This is a genomic window from Mesorhizobium sp. M1334, assembly GCF_040317995.1.
In the GTDB taxonomy this organism is placed as follows: Bacteria; Pseudomonadota; Alphaproteobacteria; order Rhizobiales; family Rhizobiaceae; genus Mesorhizobium.
Window position 1 is genome coordinate 65,742 of the sequence record NZ_JAMYLM010000019.1, and the last position, 18,417, is coordinate 84,158.

Annotated in this window: 19 protein-coding genes, 1 tRNA gene and 1 pseudogene; 11 read left to right on the forward strand and 10 right to left on the reverse strand. The window is 60.9% G+C overall.

The genetic code is table 11. The features are described from left to right. The first annotated feature begins 60 nt into the window (after nucleotides 1–60). The 5 genes and pseudogenes from ctaD (at nucleotide 61) to NKH17_RS25460 (ending at nucleotide 4,302) form a co-directional block, all read left to right on the forward strand. Nucleotides 61–1,830: a cytochrome c oxidase subunit I gene (gene ctaD, locus NKH17_RS25440; protein ID WP_254818346.1), complete on the forward strand. Its 1,770-nt coding sequence runs from the start codon at nucleotides 61–63 to the stop codon at nucleotides 1,828–1,830. Further along, complete coding sequence (locus NKH17_RS25445; protein ID WP_352899244.1) at nucleotides 1,827–2,531, forward strand: cytochrome c oxidase subunit 3; 705 nt, start codon at nucleotides 1,827–1,829, stop codon at nucleotides 2,529–2,531. The genes ctaD and NKH17_RS25445 overlap by 4 nt, the downstream gene beginning before the upstream one ends. Before the next feature lie 13 nt (nucleotides 2,532–2,544). After that, nucleotides 2,545–3,267 (forward strand): heme-copper oxidase subunit III family protein, encoded by a 723-nt coding sequence (locus tag NKH17_RS25450; protein WP_254818344.1) that lies wholly within the window; start codon nucleotides 2,545–2,547, stop codon nucleotides 3,265–3,267. Nucleotides 3,268–3,277: 10 nt separating this feature from the next. Beyond that, on the forward strand, nucleotides 3,278–3,682 hold the full coding sequence (locus tag NKH17_RS25455) for a cytochrome C oxidase subunit IV family protein (RefSeq protein ID WP_352479772.1): 405 nt from the start codon (nucleotides 3,278–3,280) through the stop codon (nucleotides 3,680–3,682). Between the two features lie 144 nt (nucleotides 3,683–3,826). Next, nucleotides 3,827–4,302, forward strand: a pseudogene (locus tag NKH17_RS25460) (aminoacyl-tRNA deacylase). A gap of 65 nt (nucleotides 4,303–4,367) precedes the next feature. On the opposite strand, the gene NKH17_RS25465 reads toward NKH17_RS25460, so the two are convergent. The 5 genes from NKH17_RS25465 to tig all read right to left on the reverse strand — a co-directional run bounded on the left by NKH17_RS25465 (nucleotide 4,368) and on the right by tig (nucleotide 9,302). Continuing rightward, nucleotides 4,368–5,180, reverse strand: coding sequence for a DUF2189 domain-containing protein (locus tag NKH17_RS25465; protein ID WP_352899246.1), 813 nt, complete (start codon nucleotides 5,178–5,180; stop codon nucleotides 4,368–4,370). Between the two features lie 316 nt (nucleotides 5,181–5,496). Next, on the reverse strand, nucleotides 5,497–6,429 hold the full coding sequence (locus NKH17_RS25470; protein ID WP_352899249.1) for a heme o synthase: 933 nt from the start codon (nucleotides 6,427–6,429) through the stop codon (nucleotides 5,497–5,499). A 147-nt stretch (nucleotides 6,430–6,576) separates the two neighbouring features. Beyond that, on the reverse strand, nucleotides 6,577–6,930 hold the full coding sequence (locus tag NKH17_RS25475; RefSeq protein WP_502904012.1) for a c-type cytochrome: 354 nt from the start codon (nucleotides 6,928–6,930) through the stop codon (nucleotides 6,577–6,579). A 213-nt stretch (nucleotides 6,931–7,143) separates the two neighbouring features. Continuing rightward, the gene (locus NKH17_RS25480) at nucleotides 7,144–7,665 is read right to left on the reverse strand and encodes a hypothetical protein (RefSeq protein ID WP_352899252.1); all 522 of its coding nucleotides are present in this window, start codon (nucleotides 7,663–7,665) and stop codon (nucleotides 7,144–7,146) included. A 161-nt stretch (nucleotides 7,666–7,826) separates the two neighbouring features. Further along, nucleotides 7,827–9,302, reverse strand: a complete 1,476-nt coding sequence (gene tig / locus NKH17_RS25485; protein ID WP_352899289.1) for a trigger factor — start codon at nucleotides 9,300–9,302, stop codon at nucleotides 7,827–7,829. 343 nt (nucleotides 9,303–9,645) lie between these two features. Here tig and NKH17_RS25490 point away from each other — a divergent pair. Further along, nucleotides 9,646–9,730: transfer RNA gene (locus tag NKH17_RS25490), tRNA-Leu, on the forward strand. Nucleotides 9,731–9,822: 92 nt separating this feature from the next. On the opposite strand, the gene NKH17_RS25495 is transcribed toward NKH17_RS25490, so the two are convergent. Both NKH17_RS25495 and NKH17_RS25500 read right to left on the reverse strand, forming a co-directional pair. Continuing rightward, complete coding sequence (locus NKH17_RS25495) at nucleotides 9,823–10,407, reverse strand: GDYXXLXY domain-containing protein (RefSeq protein ID WP_352646697.1); 585 nt, start codon at nucleotides 10,405–10,407, stop codon at nucleotides 9,823–9,825. Beyond that, entirely contained in the window at nucleotides 10,404–11,522 is a 1,119-nt protein-coding gene (locus tag NKH17_RS25500; protein WP_352899254.1) for a DUF2157 domain-containing protein, read from the reverse strand. Before NKH17_RS25500 ends, NKH17_RS25495 begins: the two co-directional genes overlap by 4 nt. A gap of 223 nt (nucleotides 11,523–11,745) precedes the next feature. Here NKH17_RS25500 and NKH17_RS25505 point away from each other — a divergent pair, with 223 nt between their 5' ends. The 5 genes from NKH17_RS25505 (at nucleotide 11,746) to NKH17_RS25525 (ending at nucleotide 14,519) form a co-directional block, all read left to right on the forward strand. Then, complete coding sequence (locus tag NKH17_RS25505; protein WP_254818335.1) at nucleotides 11,746–11,886, forward strand: DUF1127 domain-containing protein; 141 nt, start codon at nucleotides 11,746–11,748, stop codon at nucleotides 11,884–11,886. A 48-nt stretch (nucleotides 11,887–11,934) separates the two neighbouring features. After that, on the forward strand, nucleotides 11,935–12,075 hold the full coding sequence (locus NKH17_RS25510) for a DUF1127 domain-containing protein (protein ID WP_254818334.1): 141 nt from the start codon (nucleotides 11,935–11,937) through the stop codon (nucleotides 12,073–12,075). A gap of 372 nt (nucleotides 12,076–12,447) precedes the next feature. Then, entirely contained in the window at nucleotides 12,448–13,857 is a 1,410-nt protein-coding gene (gene trmFO / locus NKH17_RS25515) for a methylenetetrahydrofolate--tRNA-(uracil(54)-C(5))-methyltransferase (FADH(2)-oxidizing) TrmFO (protein ID WP_352899257.1), read from the forward strand. Between the two features lie 55 nt (nucleotides 13,858–13,912). Further along, nucleotides 13,913–14,203 carry a type II toxin-antitoxin system ParD family antitoxin gene (locus NKH17_RS25520; protein ID WP_352646702.1) on the forward strand — a complete coding sequence of 97 codons (291 nt, stop codon included), beginning with the start codon at nucleotides 13,913–13,915 and terminating at the stop codon, nucleotides 14,201–14,203. Beyond that, entirely contained in the window at nucleotides 14,187–14,519 is a 333-nt protein-coding gene (locus tag NKH17_RS25525) for a type II toxin-antitoxin system RelE/ParE family toxin (RefSeq protein WP_352972614.1), read from the forward strand. Before NKH17_RS25520 ends, NKH17_RS25525 begins: the two co-directional genes overlap by 17 nt. 63 nt (nucleotides 14,520–14,582) lie before the next feature. On the opposite strand, the gene NKH17_RS25530 is transcribed toward NKH17_RS25525, so the two are convergent. Genes NKH17_RS25530 through secDF form a run of 3 tightly spaced genes read right to left on the reverse strand, consistent with a single transcriptional unit; the run spans nucleotide 14,583 to nucleotide 18,393 of the window. After that, entirely contained in the window at nucleotides 14,583–15,410 is an 828-nt protein-coding gene (locus NKH17_RS25530) for a phytoene/squalene synthase family protein (RefSeq protein WP_502910628.1), read from the reverse strand. Between the two features lie 25 nt (nucleotides 15,411–15,435). Beyond that, complete coding sequence (locus NKH17_RS25535) at nucleotides 15,436–15,825, reverse strand: Mth938-like domain-containing protein (RefSeq protein ID WP_352899263.1); 390 nt, start codon at nucleotides 15,823–15,825, stop codon at nucleotides 15,436–15,438. 15 nt (nucleotides 15,826–15,840) lie between these two features. After that, a complete protein-coding gene (gene secDF, locus NKH17_RS25540) occupies nucleotides 15,841–18,393 on the reverse strand; it encodes a protein translocase subunit SecDF (RefSeq protein WP_352972617.1) in 2,553 nt (850 codons plus the stop codon). Nucleotides 18,394–18,417 lie beyond the last annotated feature (24 nt).

The following is an 18,417-nucleotide window of genomic DNA, read 5'->3' on the forward strand; positions in this document are numbered from 1 at the left end:
AATAGTGCGGCAAGCCCGAACTGTCGGGCTGGCCGAAAAGGGCACGGAGGTGTTCCTATTATGGTCGATATCACACCTGCAGATGCGGTACCGCCGGCCGAAGTCGCGGAAATGGAACTCTACCATCCGCACAGCTGGTGGACGAAATACGTTTTCTCGCAGGACGCCAAGGTCATCGCCATCCAGTATTCGGCGACGGCGACGGCGATCGGCATGGTCGCGCTAGTGCTTTCCTGGCTGATGCGGCTGCAGCTCGGTTTCCCCGGCACATTCGATTTCATCACCCCGGAAGCCTACTACCAGTTCATCACCATGCACGGCATGATCATGGTGATCTACCTGCTCACCGCACTCTTCCTGGGCGGCTTCGGCAACTATCTGATCCCGCTGATGGTTGGCGCTCGCGACATGGTCTTTCCCTATGTCAACATGCTGAGCTACTGGATCTATCTGCTGGCCGTGCTGGTTCTGGTGTCGAGCTTTTTCGCGCCCGGCGGACCGACGGGTGCCGGCTGGACGCTCTATCCGCCGCAGGCGATCATGACCGGTACGCCCGGCGGCCAGGACTGGGGCATCATCCTGATGCTCGTCTCGCTGATCCTGTTCATCATCGGCTTTACTATGGGCGGCCTGAACTATGTCGTGACGGTGCTGCAGGGCCGCACTCGCGGCATGACGCTGATGCGCCTTCCGCTCACTGTCTGGGGTATTTTCACCGCCACCGTCATGGCGCTACTCGCCTTCCCGGCGCTGTTCGTCGCCTGCGTGATGATGCTTCTCGACCGGGCGCTCGGCACCAGCTTCTTCATGCCGGCGATCGTTGAGATGGGCGAACAGTTGCAGCACGGCGGCGGCAGCCCGATCCTGTTCCAGCATCTGTTCTGGTTCTTCGGCCACCCGGAGGTCTACATCGTTGCGCTTCCGGCCTTCGGCATCGTGTCCGACCTGATCAGCACCCATGCGCGCAAGAACATCTTCGGCTACCGCATGATGGTCTGGGCCATCGTCGGCATCGGCGCGTTGAGCTTCGTAGTCTGGGCGCACCATATGTATGTCAGCGGCATGCATCCCTATTTCGGCTTCTTCTTCGCCACCACGACACTGATCATCGCCGTTCCGACCGCCATCAAGGTCTACAATTGGGTGCTGACGCTGTGGCGCGGCGATATCCACCTCACCATTCCAATGCTTTTCGCCCTCGCCTTCATCGTCACCTTCGTCAATGGCGGGCTGACTGGCTTGTTTCTCGGCAATGTCGTTGTCGACGTTCCGCTGTCGGACACCATGTTCGTCGTTGCCCATTTCCATATGGTCATGGGGGTCGCGCCGATCCTCGTGATTTTCGGGGCGATCTACCACTGGTACCCGAAGGTCACCGGCCGGATGCTGAACGAGACACTGGGCCGGTTCCACTTCTGGATCACCTTTCTCGGCGCCTATCTGATTTTCTTTCCCATGCACTATCTCGGCTTGATGGGCGTGCCGCGGCGCTACAACGAATTGACCGACATGACGATCATGACGGAATCGGCCCACCACCTGAACTCGTTTATCAGCATCATGGCTTTTATGGTCGGTTTTGCCCAGATTGTGTTTCTGTTCAATCTCATCTGGAGCATCCGCCATGGCCGTGAGGCTGGCGGCAATCCGTGGCGGGCAACGACGCTCGAGTGGCAGACGCCGCAAACACCGCCCGCCCACGGCAATTTCGGCAAGGATCTGCCGATCGTCTATCGCTGGGCCTATGACTACAGCGTACCGGGAGCCAAGGAGGACTTCATACCACAAAACGTTCCGGGCTCCTTCGCGCCCTCCAGGGAGCCGGCATGAGCGTAATCCTGGTCTTCCTGCTCGTGATCGCCGGTATTGCTGGGTGGTGGCTTTCCCATCAGCGGCTAATGACGAAGCCGTGGCTCGAGCAAGGTATGGCCGGGGATTTTGTCGCTCTGGACCGATCGGCGCTGCCCACCGCAAAGATCGGTCTCGGCGTCTTCCTTGCCGTCGTCGGCTGCCTGTTCGCGCTGTTCACCAGTGCTTACTTCATGCGCATGGCGCTGTCGGATTGGCGGCCGCTGCCCCTCCCGCCCCTGCTCTGGCTTAACACCGGCGTACTGGTCTTGAGCAGCATTGCGATACAGTGCGCTTCGCTCGCGGCGCGCAAGGGTCAAGTGGACATGGTCAGGCTCGGCCTCGCCACAGCTGGACTCACGGCGCTCGTCTTCCTGATTGGACAGCTTGTGGCATGGCGGGAACTGAGTGCGGACGGCTATTTTCTGGCATCCAATCCGGCCAACAGCTTCTTCTACCTGCTAACGGGAATGCACGGCCTGCATATACTGGGAGGACTGGTCGGGCTGGGCAGAACGAGCGTCGGCGCCTGGAACGGAGCGCAGCCGCAGCGGCTTCGCCTCAGTGTCGAGCTGTGCGCGATGTACTGGCATTTCCTGCTTTTCGTCTGGCTCGCCATCTTTGCGCTTCTGGCCGGCTGGGCTTCGACTTTAATCGACATTTGCCGAGGGTTGCTGACCTAGGAGGAACGGGCGGATGGCAGAGACGACACTGGCCCACATCGGCCGAACAGAGCCGCGGCCCGCAGGCTGGCAAGGCATCGCCGCCGACTGGTCCTCGGATCAGCGGGCGTTCAAAAACGTGTCCTGGGGCAAGGCCATGATGTGGATCTTCCTGCTCAGCGACACGTTCATCTTCGGCTGCTTCCTGCTCTCCTACATGACCGCGCGTATCTCAACACGCGTGCCGTGGCCCAATCCGAGCGAGGTCTTCGCCCTGCGCATCGGCGGCTCCGATATTCCACTGATCCTTATCGCCATCATGACCTTCGTGCTGATCTCGAGCAGCGGAACGATGGCCATGGCGGTCAATTTCGGCTACCGCCGCGACCGCCGCAAGACGGCAGTCCTGATGCTCTTGACCGCAGCACTCGGCGCGACCTTCGTCGGCATGCAGGCCTTCGAATGGACCAAGCTGATCACCGAGGGCGTGCGGCCTTGGGGCAATCCCTGGGGCGCTGCACAGTTCGGCGCATCCTTTTTCATGATTACCGGCTTCCACGGCACGCATGTGACGATCGGGGTGATCTTTCTGATCATCGTGGCGCGAAAGGTCTGGCGCGGGGATTTCGATGTCGGACGGCCCGGCTTCTTCACCAGCCGGAGGGGCCGCTACGAAAACGTCGAAATCATGGGGCTCTACTGGCATTTCGTCGACCTGGTCTGGGTGTTCATTTTCGCATTTTTCTATCTTTGGTGAGAGGCAGGACATGGCTGAAGCAACCGCAAACGGCCTGGGACAACACGCATTGGACAGCGCCCATAGGCATGATGCGACGACGACCGGCGTTACCCCGGCGGAGGTTCATCAGGAGCACCCGATCAAGCTCTATCTGGTGGTGTGGGCGTGGCTGTTCATCCTCAGCACCTGCTCCTATCTGGTCGACTATTTCGGTCTCCATGGCTATCTCAGATGGTCGCTGATCCTGATCTTCATGATGCTCAAGGCCGGACTGATCGTCGCTATCTTCATGCACATGGCCTGGGAACGGTTGGCGCTGACATACGCGATCATCCTGCCGCCGGTGCTGGTGCTGGTGTTCGTGACGATGATGGTTTTCGAAGCGGACTACACGCTGCTCACCCGAATGGCGTTTTTCGGGGCCGGGCCCTGACATGCAATCCGGATCCAGGTGGTCCGGTCCTTGAGGCTTAGCCTTGAAACAATCCACGGCTGGTCCATTTCAGTTGGTATCGGAGACGACAGGCGATGCCGGCGTTTCCACATGCGTCGCGAACACCAGCAAGGGGCGCCCAAGATGACCATCGCAAACAGACTGAAGGATTTCATCGATAGGAAAGGAATTTCCTACGACACCGTCGAGCATCACCGCACCGCGACAAGCAGACAATCCGCCATTGCGGCACATGTGCCCGGCAGCATAATGGCCAAATCGGTGGTCGTTCACCACGACCGTGGCTATGCGCTCGCCGTGGTTCCAAGCACGCACAGGATAGAACTCGCGACATTGCAGGATGTCATGGAGAAGCCTCTTGGACTTGCCTCCGAAGAGACGAGGTGGTCTCGTTGTTCGGCGATTGCGACGTCGGCGCTGTGCCGCCGATCGGCGCTGCCTATGGTGTGCCAGTGGTTCTCGATGAAAGCCTCGGCGACGCTCCCGAAATCTATTTCGAGGGCGGCGACCACAAGACGCTTGTGCATGTGAGCGGCAAAGATTTCCGCGACCTGACAAAGGACGCGCGCCAGGCCCGTTTCAGCCACCCCGCCTATTGAAAGCTCTGCCTCACCCTGCCCGCACCGGCACTTTCGCCGGTGCGGGCAGAGTGCATTTTTTCAACTCACGGTCTGGTGGCCGGCGGCGATTCCACAACTTTCCGGTAAACATGCCAGGTGGCATGGCCAAGGATCGGCAGCACGACTGCCAACCCGGCGAACACTGGCAGCGATCCGATGATCAGGGCGACGGCGACAATAAGGCCCCACACCGCCATCACGATCGGGTTGGCCAGGACAACGCGCACCGAGGTGTGGATGGCTTCGTAGGCGCCGACATCGCGGTCGAGCAACAACGGGAATGCGACGACCGTGGTGCACAACACAACCGCGGCGAACACGAAGCCGATGGCGTGACCCAGGATGATGAGCGTCCAGCCGCGTCCCGTGGCGAATATTTCACTGATGAAGCTGGACAGCGATTGCGGCGGCGCCGGGCCGAACAGGGTCTCGTAAAATATCTGGGCCGTCAAAAGCCAGGCGATGAAGATCGCAAGCAGCATGACGCCGACCGCTGCAATAGCCGGCAGCGCTGGAGAACTCCTGACCTCAAAGGCGTGTCTCCACGAGGCGTCGAGCCCGGCTTCCCGCCGCCGGCTAATCTCATAAAGGCCGATCGCCGCGAACGGACCAATCAGCGCAAAGCCGGACACAAGCGGAAACAGCAACGGCAGCGTGTTGTTGCCTGATGTCCAGACAGCAAGCACGACTCCGGCAATCGGATAGATCAGGCAGAGAAATACGATGTGCGACGGCTTGACCATGAAATCATCGACGCCACGCCTGAGCGCATCAAAAAGATCGGAGACACCGATTTTTCGAATTCTGGTGTGTTCCAGCGTCTCGCTGGCGCCTGCTATCACGTGAAAGCTTGCCATGACCATTCCTCCAGACCAGGTCCGGTAAGGTCGCGTTTTACGGTGCTGCCGTTCTGCATGATTGGCCCACGCAAACCGCGACCTGCACCATGATCAATATACTCTCATGCGGGGGACTTGTCGCGCTTTGTAGGAAGGCCCGGGAGTAGGAGGTTCCGGGTAGCCCGACTAGCTACGGACGTGGTTCTTCGATATGCTCTTCTAGTCGAAGGTGAAGGTCATGGACGGAAGGACAGTTCTCATACTCGGCCTTGGCGTCGTTATTCTGCTGTTGCTGGGATTTTGTGCTCTGCCAACGTGATTTTTTGAGCCGGCGTCAATAGCCGGCTGAAGCGATCACTCGCATTACAATGGTGTCGGCAAGCAACGCCGCAAATATTGCGAAAAGATAGACAATCGAATACGCAAACAGCGCCTTTGCCGGCTTCATCTCCTTGTCGGCGACGAGAACCTTCCAGGCCTGCCAAATGAAACCTGCACCCAACGCGGCTGAAGCAGTGCCGTAATATCCGCTCGCGAAGCCGAAGCCCCAAGGGAGCACGCCGATTGGCGCCAAGAGCAACGAATAGGCGAAGATCTGTTTTCTGGTCGAGTGCTGGCCGGCCACATTCGGCATCATCGGGACGCCCGCCGCGGCATAGTCGCCGACCTTGAAAAGGGCCAGCGCCCAGAAATGAGGCGGCGTCCAGAGGAAAATAATCAGAAACAGAATGAGACTTTCAATGCCGATTGCGCCTGTTGCGGCCGCCCACCCGATTACCGGAGGAAGGGCGCCTGCCGCGCCGCCTATGACGATATTCTGTGGCGTCGAGCGCTTCAGCCACATTGTGTAGATAACGACATAGAAAAAGATGGTGAACGCCAACAACGATGCGGCGAGCCACCCAACCAACACGTCGAGCGTCATGACCGACAGTGCGGAAAGCACCAGACCGAAGCCGAGAGCTTCGCCAGGCGTGACGCGACCGGACGGAATTGGTCGCTTGGACGTGCGAGACATCAAGGCGTCTATGTCTGCGTCGTACCACATATTGAGCGCGCCGGCGGCTCCCGCTCCAACCGCGATTGCGCCGATGGCGATTACGGCGATAACTGGATTCATCACGCCGGGCGCCATCATCAGGCCGACGAAGGCAGTAAACACGGCAAGTGCCATGACCCGTGGTTTCAAGAGCGCAATGAAATCACCCGCCGTCGCCTCCGAGAGGCGGATGCCGGTATCCTTGAGACGGCTTTCTTCAGTCGACATTCAGACGACCACCGATGGGAACGGCAGCCTAGCCGGCCAATGTCTTTTTTGCAACGAGCCGCCCTCCCCACCGACACTGCCGGCAGATTGCGGCCGAGGCTATGCCTCGACCTGTTTGCGATACAAAGATCCGGCGGAAGAGCCGCGCTATTTGGAGAATTGCTTCAGGTAGGCGATGACATTGGCGATGTCCTCGTCTTTCTTGAGGCCGGGAAACGCCATCTTCGTTCCTTTGACCATCGCCTTGGGATCGCGAAGGTAGGTCGTCAGCGTGGCTTCGTCCCATTTGACGCCCGACTTGCCGGCCTCGGTCATGGCCTTGGAATAGCTGAACCCTGGATGCGTGCCGGCCGTTCGGCCGATGACGCCGTTCAACGACGGACCGACCTTGTTCTGGTCCTTGTCTGCGACGTGGCAGACCTTGCATTTGGCGAAGACCTTCTCACCCGCCGCCGCATCCTGTGCCCGCGAGGGGCCGGCAATGACGGTGGCGACGGACATTACGATAAAAAACACAATGGCACGCATGGCATTTTCCTCCCTGATCGCCAATTTGCCCTGGCTGACCTGCGCAGGCCCACCTTTAGTCCGCTGGCATGCGCTCTTGAATGGCAGAACGGATATCCACTGCCTGGAGTTGCGGCACCTACATACCACGGAACCCGGCCGGCAGGTAGAGTTCGATCATGCAATGGATTAATGCGGACAATCCGCTCAAGGCAATTTGGTGTTGCAGGTGGTGGCGATCCGGCCGACCGCCTCTTCAACTCCGGCGAGGTCAAACTCGGCTTTGCCGCGCCCCGACAGTAGCCCGAACCGCCAGGACAGCAGCAACCGGTCCGCGGAAATTAGTCGCCTGATGCCATCGGCACCGTCGCGGACCAGCATCCTGCTGTGCGGCCCGACCGACCAGCTTTCGTTGAGCTTGGCGGATTGGTCGACAGTCACCGACATGGCGATGGTTCGGCTGGCGGAAACGGTGTCGCTCAGCTGCAGCCATTCGCTCCAACGCGGTTCGCCGACGGTCCGGCAGGCGATCGTCAACACCGGGCTGTAGCTCAATGCGCCGCCGCCGGTGATGAGCTTGTTGGTCGCGTAAAGCGAGGCGGTGACAAGGCCATCGCTGCTCTTGTCGAACCGCCAGTTGTCGAGAACCGTATCAGCCTGGGCAATGCCGAAGACCGACGCAAGCAGGAACGCCGCCGCCACGCTTCCGATACCGAAGAACTGTCTCAACGATGCCTCCAACAACCGCTGCGATTTCGCAACCCAGCGCAGATAATCATCAAAGCTTCGTATCGCTACCTCGACCGCCAGATACGTGAAATCCGTTGCGTCTGCGCCACAACGAAAAAGGCCGCCTCGAGAAGGCGGCCTTTCGGAATTCACCAGGAACGTTATTCAGCGTCCTTGGCGGCCTTCTTCTTCGGCGCGGCCTTTTTCTTCGGCTCTTCGGCGTCGTCGTCGGCCTTCTTTGCGTCCGCTTTTTTCGCAGCCGCCTTCTTCGCCGGCTTGGCCTTGGTTGTCTCCGTATCCTCGTCGTCGGCCAGCAGCTCTTCCTTGCTGACCTTGACATCGGTGACCGAAATCTGGCCGAGCAGATGGTCGACCACCTTCTCTTCGAACATCGGCGCGCGCAACGTGTTCAGCGCTTCGGGATTGTTGCGATAGAATTCGAAGGCTTCCTGCTGCTGGTTTGCCGGATAGCGGCGCACCTGCTCGAACAGGCCGCGCTGCAATTCCTCGTCCGTCACCGTGAGGCCGGCCTTCTCGCCGATTTCGGCGAGAACCAGGCCGAGACGCACGCGGCGCTCGGCAAGCCGCATATATTCAGCACGCGCTTCTTCTTCCGTCGTCTCTTCGTCGGCAAAGGTGCGCCCGGCAGCTTCGAGATCGCGATTGACCTGGTTCCAGATGTTGTTGAACTCGGCCTCGACGAGCTTGGACGGCGCCTCGAACGAGTAGGCGGCGTCAAGCTGGTCGAGCAACTGCCGCTTGACCTTCTGGCGCGTTATCGAGCCGAACTGGTTCTCGATCTGACCGCGCACCACCTCGCGCAGGCGCTCCAGCGATTCAAGGCCGAGATTTTTGGCCATCTCGTCGTTGATCTCGAGTGCGCCGGGCTTCGACACTTCCTTGACCGTCACGTCGAAAGTGGCTTCCTTGCCGGCCAGATGCCCCGCCTGGTAGTTTTCCGGGAAGGTAACCGTGACCTGCTTCTCGTCGCCGGCCTTGCTGCCGACCAGCTGGTCCTCGAAGCCGGGGATGAATTCCTTCGAGCCGAGCACCAGCGGCTGATCGGTGCCGGCGCCGCCGTTGAAGGCTTCGCCGTCGATCTTGCCGACGTAATCGATGGTCACGCGGTCGCCCTCGGCGGCCTTGCCGGTCTTCGGCTCGTAAGTGCGGGCGGATTCAGCGACACGCTTGACCTGCTCGTCGATCTCTTCATCCGGCACGTCGAACACCTGGCGCGTCACCTTGATGTCGGAGAAATCCTTGATCTCGATCGGCGGAATGACCTCATAGTTCAGGCGGAACTCGAAGTCGGCACCGCCTGCCAGGATCTTCTCGGCTTCCTTCTCGTCCTCGGTCATGATCACTTCGGGCTGCATGGCAGCCTTTTCGCCGCGCCCAGTGATGATCGAACGGGTCGAATCGTTGAGGATCTCGTTGACCACTTCGGCCATGAACGACTTGCCGTAGACTTTGCGCAGATGCTGCACCGGCACCTTGCCGGGGCGGAAGCCGTTGATGCGGACCTTGTTCCTGGCATCGGAGAGCCGCGCCATCAGCTTGGCTTCCATGTCATCAGCCGGCACGGTGATCTTGATCTCGCGCTTGAGACCGGAGTTGAGCGTTTCGGTGACCTGCATCATAAAACCTTTGTTTCCACCAATGAGGCCGTCAAACGGCCCCTGCCGCTTACAGCCTGCCGGTATGATCTTGCCGGGAATGGCTTTTGGTGCGGGACTTGGCGATCTGTCCGCTCAAGGCGGCACAAATCCTCCAGAAATACGCTCCAAAATGTGAATAAGTCTTTGTTTTTCCTACTTCTTATCACATTCTGCAGAAGCGGATCGTCGCGTCCCGTCACATTCGACACGCCTTTTGTCACAGGCGACGCTGATTTTCAACCATCTTTGCATTCCGGCCAAGGATACCGATGTGAGCTCTGACATTGACAGAATGATGGCTACATGGGATTGGCCGGGCAATGCGGATGTGGCGGAATTGGTAGACGCCCTGGATTTAGGTTCCAGTGCCGAAAGGCGTGGGGGTTCGAGTCCCTTCATCCGCACCATCCCTTCGCTCTTCGAGCTTCGGGTGGCAGGCCACTCGAAGCTCCTCCGAAGCCCTGGCGAAGGAGGGTCATTGGCAAGGCAGTAGCGCGATCTAATAAAGCGGTTCCTCGAACAGTGTCTTGTCGCCGTCCACCAGCGCCTTGATCTGCGCCGTGCCGTTGGCGGCGATCGCCACGCGGATGCCGAACGGCCGCACCCGCATGTCGTTCTGGATCGCTATCCCCTCGCCTTCCGGCAGATAGAAGCGCTCGATGCCGTACTCCGGCGCGATCGTCGTTGCTCCCTGGCTGATATCCCAGCCCTCGGAGACGTGTCCGACGATATCGGCTTCGCCGGATGCTGCCGGCGCCGGCGCTTGCCCGAACCAAGCCGCGGTCGGCCCCCAATAGCCATCGGCGCCCTGCTTCAGCCTGACCACGATCGACGTTTCCTCGCTGGAAAGCTTGCCGGCCGGAATGTTGCCGATCAGTTTCACCGGTATGCGCGAAATATCGTACCCGAGCAGAATGTAGTCACCGCGCAAGAGATCGCGCGGATCGATCGGCTCGACCCTGAGCAGGACCTGCTTGCCATCGCGCAGGATCGCCGCGCGTCCGGCGATGATCCAGCTCAGAAAGCCGATCTGGACGAGCGCCAGGACCAGCGCCGAGATGATCAGTCTTTTGCCTGTCATCATGCCGCCGCTCCTGTCATGTTCGAGGCGTTCATGCGCTTTTCTATGCGGATGATAATGAAAGCAAGAACGGCGAGAAGCACCGCCGCCGCAAGGAAGAAACCTGCCGTGTCGAGCATTGATTGCAGCATCACCACATAGATGATGGCGAGTTCGAAGGCGAAGCCCGCATAGGCAACCCAGCGCAGTCCCCGGCTCTCGCGGCCGCCGAGCACGATCGCCGCGACGATGCCGGCCAGCGCAACAGCCGAGGCAATGGCGAAGCCGCTATTGTAGCTGCTTTCATCCGCCAGTTCGAATTGTCTCATCGCCAGGCCGGTGAGAAAGCCGATCAGCGCGTGCAAGGGTAACCTGCCGCCGAGTTGCAAAACCCTCTCGACCGGCCCGGCAGCAAAGATCGCAGCGGTAAAAAGCAGCACCGACGCGGCAACGAGCGGGATGGCGACTTGCAGCGTGTCGTATTCCATGGCCAACAGCACGAGGTAGAAAAGCACCGACAGGATGATCAGGTGGCGCGCCGCCTGGCTGCGCGTCCAGAACGAAACGGCGAACAGAATTAGCGCCATGACCACGAAGAGATGCGGAAATTCCGTGCGCCGGAAGTAGTCGAACCCTCTCAGGAACAGCCAGGCATCGGCGATGCCGACGGCAGCGACGGTCAGCGGGTTTGAGCGCAGCGCCACCGCCGCCAGCGCCGTGCCGGCGCCCCAGGTGATCAAGGCCGAGGCCTCGTCGCCCGACAAATGATACATCTGGCCGATCAGCGCGATCGATCCGCCGAACGCTGCTGCCGCGACGATCCACAGCGCCTCGCCGATCGCCGCATGGTCGCGCATCTTCAGCACCGCCCCGCCGACATAGCCGGCAAGGATAACGGCAAAAAGTGCCGCGACCCGCACCAACCGCGGTATGACTTCCCAGTTGGCGGCGATGAAGATCAGGATAGCGGCGCCGAACAGCAGCGCCGCCATCATCGCCAGGATCGAGCCGAAACTCAGCGATTTGCGTTCGTTTGCCTCGACGTCGCGCGTCAGCGCATCGGCTGTCGACGCGTCGATCAGGCCGGCCTGTTGCCATCGCGCGATATCCGACCTGACCCGTGACGAATAGCTCGCCATGCCCCTCCCCCTTTGCTTGGTCCTTTTAGCTTGTCCGGCCAAGCGTTTGACCTAACGGCATTTTTCCGATCTGGGCGGAAAACCGGACGCGCGTTAATGTTGCATTGCACAATTTGCATTGCTGCCATGCACCAATAGCGCTTTTAAATCGATATGACCCCACCTATTTTCACGGTGCACAGAAAGACGGAATGATCCGAAAGAAAGACGAAACGAGACTACCATGAACCTGATCCGCAACTATCGCAACTGGCGCCGCTATAGGGACACCGTGTCCGAGCTGAGCCGCCTGAGCACCCGTGAACTGACCGATCTCGGCATCAGCCGCAGCGACATTCACTACGTCGCCCGCAAGTCGGTCTAATCCTTCGGGCCGCAAATGGTCCGAACCAGTTTTGAAAAGAGAACGACAATGAACCTGATCCGCAACTATCGTAACTGGCGCGTCTACCGCGAGACGGTTACCGAGCTGGGTCGCCTGTCGAACCGGCAGCTCAACGATCTCGGCATCGTCCGCGACGAAATCAAGATGATCGCTCGCAAGGCGATCTAACCACAAGAATTTCGCCAGGGTCGACCTCCTCCCCGACCCTGACGGATACGGTCAGCCTTCACCTCCTCCCGAGGGTTGACCACAAAAACGGCGCCCGCCGGACCTCCTCCCCCGGCGGGCGCTGTTTCCAGGTTGTTTCTAAAAGGGTTTCGCGCCCTTCAAATGGCGAAAAGAATTTCGTCAAAGCCGACCTCCTCCCCGGCAATGACGAATATGGTCGATCTTCACCTCCTCCCGAGGATCGACCAACAAAACGACACCCGCCGGACCTCCTCCCCCGGCGGGTGTTGTTGTTTTGGGGCGGCTTCCCCCGTCAGCAATTCACCCGCGTGGCAATTGCAATCCTTGCGCCAAGCGACTATTTCGGCGCTCATGGACAAGAACCCCATTCACGTTATCGGCGGCGGACTTGCCGGCTCCGAAGCCGCCTGGCAGGCGGCCGAAGCCGGCGTTCCCGTTGTCCTGCATGAAATGCGTCCCGTCCGCGGCACCGACGCGCACAAGACGGACGGGCTGGCCGAGCTCGTCTGTTCCAATTCCTTCCGCTCCGACGATGCGCAAACCAATGCCGTCGGCCTGCTGCACGCCGAAATGCGGCTGGCCGGTTCGCTGATCATGAGCGCCGGCGATGCGCACCAGGTACCGGCCGGCGGTGCGCTGGCCGTCGACCGCGACGGATTTTCCGAAGCGGTCACCAAGAAGCTCGAAGCCCACCCGCTCATCACCATTCGGCGCGAGGAAGTGCCGGGCCTGCCGCCGGCGGATTGGGACCAGGCGATCGTTGCCACCGGACCGTTGACAGCGCCGTCGCTCGCCCAGTCGATCGCGGAAGCAACCGGCGCCGACGCGCTCGCCTTCTTCGACGCCATCGCGCCGATCGTCCATTCCGACACAATCGACATGGACATCTGCTGGTTCCAGTCGCGCTACGACAAGGTCGGCCCCGGCGGCACCGGCAAGGATTACATCAACTGCCCGATGGATAAGGAGCAGTACCTTGCCTTCGTGCAGGCGCTGGTCCACGGCCAGAAAACCGAATTCAAGCAATGGGAAGGCACGCCCTATTTCGACGGCTGCCTGCCGATCGAGGTGATGGCCGAGCGCGGCGTCGAGACATTGCGCTACGGGCCGATGAAGCCGATGGGACTGACCAATGCGCATAATCCGTCTGTAAAGGCGTATGCCGTCGTTCAGCTTCGCCAGGACAATGCGCTGGGCACGCTCTACAACATGGTCGGCTTCCAGACCAAGCTGAAGCACGCCGAGCAGGTCCGCATATTCCGCACCATCCCCGGGCTGGAAAACGCCGGATTCGCCCGCCTCGGCGGCCTGCACCGCAACACCTACATCAATTCGCCGACGCTGCTCGACGCTTCGCTGCAGTTGAAGTCGCGGCCCGGCCTGCGTTTTGCCGGCCAGATCACCGGCTGTGAGGGCTATGTCGAGAGTGCCGCCATCGGCCTGCTCGCCGGGCGTTTCGCCGCCGCCGAAAGGCTTGGCCATGCGCCGTCCCGGCCGCCCTTGACCACCGCTTTCGGCGCGCTGCTCAACCACATCACTGGTGGCCATATTGTCTCCGACGACGAGCCGGGAAAGCGATCCTTCCAGCCGATGAACGTCAATTTCGGCCTGTTCCCGCCCGTGGAGGCGCCAAAGATCGAAGGCAAGCGGCTGCGCGGCAAGGACAAGACGGTCGCCAAGCGGCACGCGGTGACATCGCGCGCGCTGGCCGACTGCCGCGAATGGCTGGGGCTGCCTGCAACAGCGCAAGCTGCGGAATAGATGTCGGTTCTTGCGGATTTCGCGGCGGAGAACTTTGTATCGCGAGCCAAATCCCATGGAATCCGCTGAGAAACTGTCCGTCACCGTAACACCCGCCATGGCGCGTATGATCCGCGAAAAGGTCGAGGACGGCTCCTACGGATCGGCGAGCGAGGTCGTCCGCGCGGCTCTTCGCGCCTTCCAGCGCGAGGAGGAAGAACATGCCGAGCGCATGGCCTCGATCCGGGCGCGCGTGAAGGCTTCGATCGAGGACACAAGGCCAAACCTTTCAGGCGAAGAAGTTCGTGCCCGTCTTAGGGAATTCGTCGCGCAGTATTCGAGCCGCGCCGATGATTCGGCGGCTTGAGGTCGAATATCGCGAAGACGCCCAAAATAATTTGCCCGATATTTTCCGGCATATTGTTGAGACTGGTGGAAATCCTGACGTTGCATTGAAATCGTCCTGCGCATCGAAGATCGATGTCAAAACATCGGCAATGCACCGCGTGGTGGCCGGCCGCGCGGCGACATTGCGCCAGGATTGCGAACGGTGCCGTTCGAGCACTCGGCTATCACCCGCCTATGTTGTCGACGATGATGTCGTCCGCATCGTCAACATCTTCTATGGCGGTCGCGACTATGAAACGCTGATGCGCGATGGCGGATCGAGTGATCCATCATGATGGAAACTACTCAGCCGGGCCGATGCTCGCCGCAGGCCGGATTTCCTCATTAGCAATCAGCCTTCACACAGCCGGCCAGCCTTGCGTCGCACGCCGGAACAAGAGCCAATGCCGGCGCAAGGCCGAAAGCCGCACCGCGCCATCAAGCGGTGAATGGCGGGAGCCGTCCATCTTGTCGAGATAGGCGCGCGTCAGCGCCAGCGGCAGAAACGCCGGACGTAGCGAAACCGGCAGGGTGGACGCTCCCTGCTCGAAAGCGGAAAGATGCTCGCGTGCCAGCGCGATCATCCCGGCAACGGCGCGTTCCGCGCCCGGCCCGCCGTCACCTGTAACGAACTCTCGCGGCGACGATCCCACCGCAGCCAAAATATCGGCCGGGACAAAGCACTGTCCCCGCTTGCGATGCAGCGGCAGCAGAAGCAGGAGACCGGTCATCGCCTGCGCACAACCTGCCCTGCCGGCAAGTTCGGCAAAGCGTGGTGCTTGGACCGGATCGAGCACCATCGCCGCAAGCTGGATGAGGGCTGCGGCAGTCTCGCCGCAATAGCCTTCGAGATCGGTGCGCGACGGCATCGGATCGTCATAGAGATCGAAGATGCGCGCTTCGAGCATATTGTCGAATGCGGCCTTAGGCAGGCGGTGGGCGGAAATCGCCGTCCTCAGCGCGTCCGCCACGGGATGGCCGACCTTTGCCCGATGCTCTTCGGCGGCGATGACGTCGCGCCACCATTGCAGCCGCACCTCGCCCGGCAGCGCCTCGTGGATGCGATCGCGTATGCCGGCGATTTCGGCGTTGAAGGCATAGAGCGAAAACAGCGCGTCACGCTTGTTCTCGGGCGCATAGAGCACGCTGAGATAGCGGTCATGGTCGGCGGCACGCACCGTCTCCATGACGAGTTTGGTGTTTTCGGCCACGTCAGTCGACGGCGATGAGCGCTGCGGCCACGGCGCGATCTTCCGCCAGCAGCACATTATAGGTCCGCACCGCCGCCCCCGTCGACATCGGATCGGCGGAAATGCCCGCTTCTTTCAGGGCCGCCCGCAGCGCTGCAGGCAATGGCCTCAAATCCTTGCCGCTGCCGACCAGCAGGATCTCAACCTTGGCGGCCTCGTTGAACAGCTTGACGAAATCCGCTGCCGTCAGCGCCAACGGATCGGCCGGCTCCCAGCCATAGATGCCAGAAGGCAGGCACAGCAGCGAGCCGCGATGCGACATGTCGGCAAAGCGGAAACCGCCATTGCCGTAAGCCTCGATCGGTGCGCGGCCCGGGAAATGCGCCTCGCGGATGACGATGCCCTTGGCCACTTTTGAGGCAAGCCGTCAGGTGGCTATGGCTTTGCCGCCGCCCACTGGCTTTTCCTCATCGGACGCTGTGGCCTGCGGTCGCAGCTTGAACAGGATAAGCAGTGGCGCGGCGATAAAGATCGACGAATAAGTGCCGAACACGACGCCGAACAGCATCGCCATGGTGAACGAGCGGATCACCTCGCCGCCGAACAGCACCAGTGCCAGCAGCGCCAGGATCGTCGTCACCGAGGTCAGCGTCGTCCTCGACAGCGTCTCGTTGATGGCGTTGTTCAGCAGTTGCGGCAGTGGCATTCGCTTGTATTTTCGCAGATCCTCGCGAACGCGGTCGTAGACGACGATCGTATCGTTGAGCGAATAACCGATGATGGTGAGGATCGCCGCCAGCGACGACTGGTTGAATTCCAGGCCGGTGATGACGAAGAAGCCGATCGTCATGACCACGTCGTGCACGGTCGCAACGATGGCGCCGACCGCGAACTGCCATTCGAAGCGGAACCAGACATAGATCAGGATGCCGAGCAGCGCGATAAGCATGGCGATGGTGCCTTGCTTGGCAAGCTCGCCCGAGACCGTCGGCCCCACCACTTCGACGCGGCGGAAATCATACTGATCCTGCAGCTCGCCGCGCACCTTGTCGATGACGGTCTGCTCAGCGTTCTCGCCGCCCGCCTGCGTGCCGACGCGGATCAGCACGTCGTTCGGTTCGCCGAACTGCTGAACCTGCACCTCGCCGATATTAAGTTCCGTCAGCCTGCCGCGGATGTCGGCCAGATCGGCATTGCCGGCCTTGGACTGCACCTCGATCAGTGAGCCGCCCTTGAAATCGATGCCGTAATTTATGTCGATGGTCATGAAGCCGATGACCGACAGCACCGAAAGCACGCTGGACAGTGTGAACGTCCAGCGGCGGATACCCATGAACGGAATTTTCGTGCCTGGTGGAATGAACGTCACAGGCGCCCGCGGCAACTCCTTCGGACGGGCGCGGCGAAGCCAGATCGACACGAGCAGGCGTGTGAAGGTGAAGGCGGTGAAGACCGTAGTCAGGATGCCGATGGCATAGGTGACGGCAAAGCCCTTCACCGGCCCGGTTCCGAGCCAGAACAGCACCACGGTCGCGATCAGTGAGGTCACGTTGGAATCGACGATGGTCGCCAGCGCCTTGCTGAAACCGGTATCGATCGCCTGAATGACCGAGCGGCCGGCACGTCGCTCCTCGCGGATGCGTTCATAGATGAGAACGTTCGAATCGACCGCCATGCCGATGGTCAGCACGATACCGGCGATACCGGGTAGGGTCAGTGTCGCTCCAAGCAGCGACAGCAGCCCGACGATCATCGCCACATGCACCGCCAGCGCGATGTTGGCGAGGAAGCCGAGGAAGCCGTAGGCGACGAACATGAATGCCACCACCAGGATCGACCCGATGATGCCGGCGACCTTGCCGGCATGGATGGAGTCCTGGCCAAGTCCCGGCCCCACCGTCCGCTCTTCGATCACCGTCAGCGTCGCTGGCAACGCGCCGGCGCGCAGCAGCACGGCGAGGTCGTTGGCGCTCTCGGCGGTGAAATTTCCCGATATCTGGCCGGTGCCGCCGGGGATCGGTTCACGGATCTGCGGCGCCGAAATCACCTGATTGTCGAGGATGATGGCAAACAGCTTGCCGACATTCTGTGCCGTCGCCTGGCCGAACCGCTGCGCGCCTTTCGAATCGAACCGGAACGAAACAACCGGCTCGTTGGTCTGGGAATTGAACGTCGCCTGGGCATCGACCAGGTTTTCACCCGAAACGATGACGCGGTTCTCGATCAGGTACGGAACCGGCGGATCGTCCTGCGAATACAGCACCGAGGATCCCGGCGGCGGGCGGCCGTTCAGCGCATCCTGCACCGGCATCGATTGGTCGACCATCTGGAAGGTCAGCTTTGCCGTCTGGCCAAGAATTTCCTTCAGCCGCTGCGGGTCTTGGAGACCAGGCACCTGCACCAGGATACGGTCGTCGCCTTGGCGCTGCACGATCGGCTCGGTGGTGCCGAGTTCGTTGACACGACGCTCGACAACCTGGATCGCCTGCGTCAGCGCCGTCGAGGTGCGATATTTGATCCCCGCGTCGGTGACGGAGAATCTGAGCAGGCCGGGCTCGGAATCATCCAGCGTCATCTCCTGGATGGAGCCGCCGCTGAACAGGCCTGCGGCCACCGGATTGGTCAATGGTTTCAAGGCTGTCTTGGCAGCGTCGATCTGTGCGGGATCGGTGATGCGGACCTGCACCGTGCGGCCCGTTCCGGAAAGGCCGGTATAGCCGATCTTGGCATCGCGCAGCAGCGTCCTGATTTCGTCGCGCGTCGTCTCCAGCCGATCCTTGATCAGATCGTTCGGATCCATCCTGAGCAGGATATGCGAGCCGCCCTGCAGGTCGAGGCCGAGCGTCATCTGCCGCTTCGGCACCCAGTCGGGCAACTTGGCCAGCGTGCTGGCGGAAAAAAGGTTGGGCGCAGCGAGGACCACTGTGGCGGCCACGGCCAGCCAGATCAGGATCATCTTGAAGCGCGAAAAATAAAGCATATGGCGTCGTCCGTCAGGGCGTAC

Bases quoted from the DNA above. Each gene is read 5' to 3' on its own strand.
- trmFO (WP_352899257.1), top strand. From the start codon at position 12,448: ATGGACAAGAACCCCATTCACGTTATCGGCGGCGGACTTGCCGGCTCC.
- NKH17_RS25465 (WP_352899246.1), bottom strand. From the start codon at position 5,180: ATGGCAAGCTTTCACGTGATAGCAGGCGCCAGCGAGACGCTGGAACAC.
- NKH17_RS25450 (WP_254818344.1), top strand. From the start codon at position 2,545: ATGGCAGAGACGACACTGGCCCACATCGGCCGAACAGAGCCGCGGCCC.
- NKH17_RS25445 (WP_352899244.1), top strand. From the start codon at position 1,827: ATGAGCGTAATCCTGGTCTTCCTGCTCGTGATCGCCGGTATTGCTGGG.
- NKH17_RS25525 (WP_352972614.1), top strand. From the start codon at position 14,187: ATGATTCGGCGGCTTGAGGTCGAATATCGCGAAGACGCCCAAAATAAT.
- NKH17_RS25510 (WP_254818334.1), top strand. From the start codon at position 11,935: ATGAACCTGATCCGCAACTATCGTAACTGGCGCGTCTACCGCGAGACG.
- ctaD (WP_254818346.1), top strand. From the start codon at position 61: ATGGTCGATATCACACCTGCAGATGCGGTACCGCCGGCCGAAGTCGCG.
- NKH17_RS25530 (WP_502910628.1), bottom strand. From the start codon at position 15,410: ATGGAGACGGTGCGTGCCGCCGACCATGACCGCTATCTCAGCGTGCTC.
- NKH17_RS25520 (WP_352646702.1), top strand. From the start codon at position 13,913: ATGGAATCCGCTGAGAAACTGTCCGTCACCGTAACACCCGCCATGGCG.
- NKH17_RS25500 (WP_352899254.1), bottom strand. From the start codon at position 11,522: ATGGCGAGCTATTCGTCACGGGTCAGGTCGGATATCGCGCGATGGCAA.
- NKH17_RS25455 (WP_352479772.1), top strand. From the start codon at position 3,278: ATGGCTGAAGCAACCGCAAACGGCCTGGGACAACACGCATTGGACAGC.
- tig (WP_352899289.1), bottom strand. From the start codon at position 9,302: ATGCAGGTCACCGAAACGCTCAACTCCGGTCTCAAGCGCGAGATCAAG.
- NKH17_RS25475 (WP_502904012.1), bottom strand. From the start codon at position 6,930: ATGTCCGTCGCCACCGTCATTGCCGGCCCCTCGCGGGCACAGGATGCG.
- NKH17_RS25470 (WP_352899249.1), bottom strand. From the start codon at position 6,429: ATGTCGACTGAAGAAAGCCGTCTCAAGGATACCGGCATCCGCCTCTCG.
- secDF (WP_352972617.1), bottom strand. From the start codon at position 18,393: ATGCTTTATTTTTCGCGCTTCAAGATGATCCTGATCTGGCTGGCCGTG.
- NKH17_RS25505 (WP_254818335.1), top strand. From the start codon at position 11,746: ATGAACCTGATCCGCAACTATCGCAACTGGCGCCGCTATAGGGACACC.
- NKH17_RS25495 (WP_352646697.1), bottom strand. From the start codon at position 10,407: ATGATGACAGGCAAAAGACTGATCATCTCGGCGCTGGTCCTGGCGCTC.